Annotated in this window: 5 protein-coding genes and 1 rRNA gene; all 6 read right to left on the reverse strand. The window is 57.0% G+C overall.

Going from position 1 to position 6,819, the window contains the following annotated elements; genetic code table 11:
• Window positions 1–356 precede the first annotated feature (356 nt).
• The 6 genes from radA to rrf all read right to left on the reverse strand — a co-directional run bounded on the left by radA (window position 357) and on the right by rrf (window position 6,305).
• Window positions 357–1,754, reverse strand: coding sequence for a DNA repair protein RadA (radA, locus tag VMW13_10935; GenBank protein HUV45329.1), 1,398 nt, complete (start codon window positions 1,752–1,754; stop codon window positions 357–359).
• Between the two features lie 190 nt (window positions 1,755–1,944).
• The gene (locus tag VMW13_10940) at window positions 1,945–3,087 is read right to left on the reverse strand and encodes a sodium ion-translocating decarboxylase subunit beta (protein HUV45330.1); all 1,143 of its coding nucleotides are present in this window, start codon (window positions 3,085–3,087) and stop codon (window positions 1,945–1,947) included.
• A complete protein-coding gene (locus VMW13_10945; GenBank protein HUV45331.1) occupies window positions 3,088–3,231 on the reverse strand; it encodes a hypothetical protein in 144 nt (47 codons plus the stop codon).
• Between the two features lie 55 nt (window positions 3,232–3,286).
• The gene (locus VMW13_10950) at window positions 3,287–3,508 is read right to left on the reverse strand and encodes a DUF2118 domain-containing protein (protein HUV45332.1); all 222 of its coding nucleotides are present in this window, start codon (window positions 3,506–3,508) and stop codon (window positions 3,287–3,289) included.
• 135 nt (window positions 3,509–3,643) lie between these two features.
• Window positions 3,644–6,118: an ATP-dependent Clp protease ATP-binding subunit gene (locus VMW13_10955; protein HUV45333.1), complete on the reverse strand. Its 2,475-nt coding sequence runs from the start codon at window positions 6,116–6,118 to the stop codon at window positions 3,644–3,646.
• Window positions 6,119–6,187: 69 nt separating this feature from the next.
• Window positions 6,188–6,305, reverse strand: a 5S ribosomal RNA gene (gene rrf, locus VMW13_10960).
• Window positions 6,306–6,819: the final 514 nt, after the last annotated feature.

Below are 6,819 nucleotides of genomic sequence, written 5' to 3' on the forward strand. Positions count from 1 at the left end.
TCGCATTTTACATCCTCTGCGAGTGGAAACCCGGGGGCGTCCTCAAATGCGGCCCGTTCCTCCTCAAGACTGAGTCCCGGCTGGGCCTTACTCGACCTCATCAGTTCCAGGACTGCCTCTAACTCTTTGCTTGGCATAAACTTGCCCTCCTTCTTTCTTTAACTGTCATTCTGAGCTTACCTGCTGTCTTTGCCAGCAGGCCGGGGCTCCGAGCGGAGCGAGGAGACACAGAATCTCTCCCCTCATTTACATAACCAGGAAAACAATTCACGCCTGGTTACTCTCGATTTGTTTCCCCATATTCTTATTAGCGTCGCTGGTTGTTTGAGCCAGGATTTCCCCCGCCGGCTACTGTCCTACCCTTCGCTCGCTCCTCCTCTGGCCTTGCCCTTCACCAGTCCCACGGCTACTGCCTCCCTCAGATTACCCGCCGGGATAACCTCTATGCCTTCAGGCGCAGGGACGCCTTTGCTGCCGGCCTTCGGCACCAGGCAGCGCCTGAAACCCAGGCGGGCCACTTCGTTGAGACGACGCTCCAGTTGCGGGACTGTCCGTAGTTCACCACTCAGGCCCACCTCGCCTACCGCCGCCGTCGCCGGGTCGATACCGGCATCACGAAAGCTGGACGCAATCGACAGGGCGATACCAAGGTCCGCCGCCGGTTCGCCTATCTTCAGCCCACCGGTGACATTGACCATGATGTCCTGGTTACCCAGCTTGAGACCGAGCCTTTTACTCAGTACGGCTGTTACCAGCAGCACCCGGTTGAAATCAACCCCGTTAGCGGTACGCCGCGGCATCCCGAAGCTGGTCGGGTTGGTAAGTGCCTGGACCTCCACCAGCAAAGGACGGCTGCCTTCGAGCACAGGTACCACCACCGAGCCTATCGACTCACCACCCCGCTGCGAGATAAACGCCAGGGACGGGTTCTCTACCTCCACCAGTCCTTTCTCCTTCATCTCAAAGACACCTATCTCATTGGTCGACCCGAACCGGTTCTTGACACAGCGCAGCAGGCGGTAAGCGCTGAAAGGCTCACCTTCAAGATAGAGCACCACATCGACGATATGCTCCAGTACCCGCGGACCGGCGATGGCACCTTCCTTGGTAACGTGTCCCGTGATAAGCACCGGTACCCCGCTGGACTTGGCCCAGTGCATCAGCCTCAGGGTACACTGCCGCACCTGGGTTATGCTGCCCGGAGCGGCATCCTCATCCGGTAGATAGGCGGTCTGAATAGAATCAAGGACCACCAGGCCGGGCTGTAGTTGCTCCGCCTGGCCGAGGATGGCCTCGAGGTCGGTCTCCGCCAGGAGGTACAGTCCCTCACCCGCTATCCCCAGGCGTTGTGAGCGCAGCTTGGTCTGGCGCAGCGTTTCTTCGCCGGTGACATACACCACTTTACCGCGTACCCCGGCAATCAGGGCGGCCGCCTGCAGCATCAGTGTGGACTTGCCGATACCCGGGTCTCCACTGATAAGGGTCAATGAGCCGGGCACCAACCCGCCACCGAGCACGCGGTTGAACTCCGCCATCGGCACGGAGAACCGCTCGTCGGCATCGATAGTGACCTCAGACAACTCCCGGGGAACACTGCCCGAGGATACCCGCCGGGTAGAAGAAGCTACCGGCAGTGGTGCCGTCTCTACGAAGCTGTTCCACTCCTGGCAACCGGGGCAGCGTCCCAGCCACTTCAGCTCCTCGTGGCCGCACTGCTGGCAGACAAAGACAGTCTTCCTTCGGGACTTCTCCATGGGCAGACTTTAACGGATTTTAAGGGAGAAGGCAAGGGATGAGGGGTAACTCCATCCACTTCCCTTGATTAGAGAAGGGGAATAATGAGGAGTGAGGAGCTAAGCTCTCGCTTAATACTCTCCCTGCAGTGTGGCAACAGGAGGCCGTAGCAGCAGAGTGGTCTTCAGGAAGTCCGGTCAGGGCAAAGCCCTATCCCAGTATCCCCAGGAACACACCGGCAGCGGTGGCGGTACCGATGACCCCGGCAATGTTCGGCCCCATGGCGTGCATCAGGAGGAAGTTCTGCGGGTTTGCCTGCTGACCCATCCTCTGCACCACTCTTGACGCCATCGGCACAGCAGAGAGGCCGGCAGCGCCTATCATCGGGTTAATCTTCTCTTTTGAGAAGAGGTTCATGAACTTGGCCAGCAGCACTCCGGCAGCGGTGGAAGTGGCAAAGGCCACCACACCCAGGCCAAGCACCACCAGGCTGTCCGCTTTAAGGAAGGCCTCCGCACTCATGAAAGCACCAATACTGAGACCGAGAAGGATTGTCAGTACATTCATAAAGGCGTTAGCGGCAGTATCCGCCAATCTATCGGTGACCCCGGACACCACCAGCAGGTTGCCGAACATGAACATGCCGATGAGAGGCGCCGACCGCGGTACCAGCAGGATGATAATAACGGCAGTAACCACCGGAAAGAGTATCTTCTGCCGCCTGGACACAGGCTTCATCTGGGGTTTCATGTAGATTGCCCGCTCCGCCTTGGTGGTAAGCAGCTTGATTATCGGCGGCTGGATAATGGGTACCAGCGCCATGTAGGTATAGGCCGCCACGGCAGTTACACCGATAAGGTCAGGGGCAAGCCTGTTGGTCAGGTAGACCGTAGTGGGACCGTCGGCACCCCCGATAATGCCGATGGCGGCAGCCTCCTTCACTCCTATGGCTAGGAAATCGGGGAAGGCATTGCCTATCAGTAGAGCTACCAGAAAAGCGAAAAAGACGCCGAACTGTGCCCCGGCACCAAGGATAAGGGTCTTCGGGTTGGCAATCAACGGCCCGAAATCGGTCAACGCCCCCAGACCAAGGAAGATGAAGGCGGGTATCAACTCTGTGGTGATGCCGCCTCGGAAGACCCGTGCCAGAAGGCCAACCGGCTCACCATCGACAAACTCCATCAACCCGCCAAGCGGCAGATTCACCAAAAGCACGCCGAAGCCAATGGGTACAAGTAGAAGAGGCTCCATCTTCCTGGCAATACCCAGGTAGATAAGGAGCCCCGCGATAACGAGCATTACGATGTTGCCCCAGGTCAAATCCCCGAAGGCACTGGTATAAAGGCCAAACACTTACCTGGTCTCTTTACTCTTTGATTCAGGTCCCCGTGCCACCAGCCCGATTACCCATACCGCAACCGAGAGAACCACCAGCACGAGGATGGTCACTCCAAAGCCGCCACCGGCAACCCTGGCTACCAGACCCCAGTCAATCATCCGGGACCTCCTCGGGCCAACACAGCCGTTATAATAAGGGCAGAATACCGCGCCTTCAGACCTCTATAGTCGCGAGATGGTTGCCTGTCTCCACCACCTGCTGCGCGGAGACCTTTATTTCGGTAACCGTACCGGCTACCGGAGCCATGATTGGGTTCTCCATCTTCATGGACTCGATGTAGAGGAGTACATCCCCTTCTTCCACCTTGTCCCCAATGCTTACTTCTATGCTGATGACCGTACCCGTTATTGGAGCTTCTACGATTTCTTGAGCCAATTCCAGACTCCTTCCTTCTTTAATACCCATCTATTCATTCCGGAGACCAGACTTGTTCGGGTAAAAGAGAAAGGGCGCTTCTACCCATCACCTGAGTGTCACCGCCCCCTCTAATTCATTAGCTCGCAGTGGCGCCTAAGATTTTTCATCTCCGGCCAGAGCACCGACAGCTGTTGGCCTGACCACAATCTCTTCCCCTTCCACGTCCACTACTACAGTATCCCCGGCGCGGAACTTGCTACGCAGCAGGTCTTCAGATAGCTTATCAACCACCAGGTCCTGTATCGTACGGCGTAATGGCCGTGCTCCAAAGACCTCGTCATAGCCCTTCTCACCAAGGAAGTCCATGGCGGCTTCGGTCACCTCGAGCTTGACTTCCTTCTCGGCAAGCTGCTCGATTATTGTAATCAGCATCAGATTGACTATCTGGCGGATGTGCTCTTTACTCAAGGCGTGGAATACCACTGAACCATCGATCCGGTTCAGGAACTCCGGTCGGAAGGTCTTCTTCACTTCGGCGAGCAGTTTCTCCTTCATCTTATCGTAGGATTCCTGCCTGACTTTATCTTCGTCCGTCCGGGAGGTGAACCCGATGGCGCCACCCTTGCGAATGACCTCCGCCCCGATGTTGCTCGTCATGACAATGATACTGTTGCGGAAATCAACCCGTCTGCCTTTAGCATCGGTCAGGTGTCCATCATCGAATATCTGCAGTAGTATATTGAAGACATCCGGGTGGGCTTTCTCTATTTCGTCGAGCAGTATGCAGCAGTACGATTTGCGCCGTACCGCCTCGGTCAACTGACCACCCTCGTCATAACCAACATACCCCGGTGGTGCACCCACCATGCGGGACACGGTGTGCTTCTCCATAAACTCGGACATATCAAGACGTATCAGGGCATCTTCGCTGCCGAACATGAACTCGGCCAGTGCTCTAACTAACTCTGTTTTACCGACACCGGTCGGGCCGAGGAAGATGAAGTTGCCGATGGGATGCCTCGGGTCCTTCAGTCCGGCCCGCGCCCGTCGTACCGCCTTGGAGATGGTATCGATCGCCTCGTCCTGGCCGATAATGCGCTCGTGGAGCGCCTCCTCCATCTTCAGCAGTCGGGCAGTCTCATCACCGCCAAGCTGTGTTACCGGGATTCCGGTCCACATGCTGACTACCACGGCGATATCCTCTTCGGTAACTTCCGGCTTCTCCTGTTCCTGCTGGGTCTGCCACTCCTGTTCCTCTTGCTTCAGTTTCCCCTCAGCCTGGAGTTCCTGCTGGCGCTTCTCCGCGGCGTAGTCATACTGCTGCGCCGCCAGGGCTGATTCCTTCTCCTTGCGCACGGTCTCCAGGAGCTGTCTCTTCTCCTTCAGGGTTATCGGCGTACCGCCGCGCTGGATTCGTACCCGTGAAGACGCCTCATCGACAAGGTCAATAGCCTTATCAGGGAGGAAACGGTCCGGTATGTATCTTGAGGCCAGGGTCGCCGCAGCGTTAAGGGCCTCGGCGCTAATCGTCAGCTTGTGGTGCTCCTCGTAGCGCTCCTTGATACCACGGAGGATATCTATCGTCTCCTCAACGGTTGGTTCCTCCACCAGGACCGGCTGGAAACGGCGCTCCAGGGCAGCATCGCGCTCCACGTACTTGCGGTAGTCGTCCAGAGTGGTCGCTCCGATAACCTGAAGTTGCCCCCTGGACAGAGAAGGCTTGAGAATACTGGCAGCATCGACCGCTCCTTCGGCAGCACCGGCACCGACGATTGTGTGGAACTCATCGACAAAGAGGATGCAGTTACCCGCCGTCTTTATTTCGTCGATAATCTTCTTCAGTCGCTCTTCAAACTCACCCCGGTACTTGGTTCCGGCCACCACCGAGGCCATATCCAGCGTTACCAGACGCTTGCCCTCCAATGTCTCGGGGACATCACCGGCGGTAATCCGGTGGGCCAGACCTTCTACTATCGCTGTTTTGCCTACGCCTGGTTCACCAATCAGTGCCGGGTTGTTCTTGGTCCGCCGACTGAGTATCTGTATCACGCGCTCAATCTCGCGCTCACGCCCGATGACCGGGTCAAGCCTGCCGGCACGCGCCGCCGCGGTGAGGTCAACGCTCATTTGGTCCAGGGCTGGTGTGCGACTCTGCCCGCCACGGGCGCCCCGCCCCTTGGGGACATTCTGGCTGAGGATTCGGGTTGTCTCCGCACGTACCTGCTCAAGTGTGATACCAAAGCTATCCAGCACACCGGCCGCTACTCCACCACCCTCGTGCAACAGCCCCAGTAGCAGGTGCTCCGTGCCGATGTAGTTGTGCCCCAGGTTTCGTGCCTCGTCTATGGCAAGTTCAATGACTCGCTTGGCCCTGGGAGTAAGGCCGATATCACCGGAAGATGGTTTCTCGCCCTGACCGATTATGAACTCAACCCCGGAACGCACCTTGCCCAGGCCCACGTTAAGGTTGGTAAGAACCTTCGCCGCGACCCCTTCTTCCTCACGCAGCAGACCAAGCAGGATATGCTCAGTACCGATATAGCTGTGGTTAAGGTGCTGCGCTTCTTCCTGGGCCAGTGTGAGCACTCTGCGGGCTCGCTCCGAGAATTTCTCAAATCGGCTCGCCATAATCTCCTCCGTGTTGCCGCCTCCCGGCAACGTTTACCTCTAAGGATGGCGCAGAAGAAGGATATAGCTTTCTGGCAGTGACATATTTTCCACAAGAAGTTGCCCCCTCAGTATCGTCTGCGCTGAAGCGTTTCACTGCCGTGTTCGGGATGGGAACGGGTGGTTCCACTTCGCCAAGACCACCAGAAAGCTATTATACCCTCCTGTCTCTACTATTTTACACACAAACCCCATGAAGGCAACCGGCCTTCATGGGCCGTTGTCATTACCCTCTGGTGTCATTCTAACACATTTCATGCTGCGGGTAAATAGTACAATGATACGACTTACCATTGTTGAGGATGTTATGCACTGTTTTTCTGCATAATCTCTTAAACGGTCCGGCTGTCGGACAAACCGGGAAGGCCCTACCTGGAAGCGCGGTACCTTTCAAGGTGCAAACGACCCCTGCCCGTCCTGTCATTGCGAGCCGGGGGTCTGAGCGAAGCGAAGAGGCTGCGACCCTTCTCCGCTTTTAAACTATTCTCCAAGCTCTTACCAGAATAGTGCATCACTCCCTGAGGTGCAAATGACCCCTGCCCGTCCTGTCATTGCGAGCCGGGGCTCTGAGCGAAGCGAAGAGACACCGAAGCAATCTCTATTTGTGTTTGCCCCATCCCCCTGATTATCATCGTAATCTTTCTTACCGGTCCGGCTATCCA

This window comes from Dehalococcoidales bacterium (assembly GCA_035529395.1).
Lineage (GTDB): Bacteria > Chloroflexota > Dehalococcoidia > Dehalococcoidales > Fen-1064 > DUES01.

Bases quoted from the DNA above. Each gene is read 5' to 3' on its own strand.
- radA (HUV45329.1), bottom strand. From the start codon at position 1,754: ATGGAGAAGTCCCGAAGGAAGACTGTCTTTGTCTGCCAGCAGTGCGGC.
- VMW13_10945 (HUV45331.1), bottom strand. From the start codon at position 3,231: ATGATTGACTGGGGTCTGGTAGCCAGGGTTGCCGGTGGCGGCTTTGGA.
- VMW13_10955 (HUV45333.1), bottom strand. From the start codon at position 6,118: ATGGCGAGCCGATTTGAGAAATTCTCGGAGCGAGCCCGCAGAGTGCTC.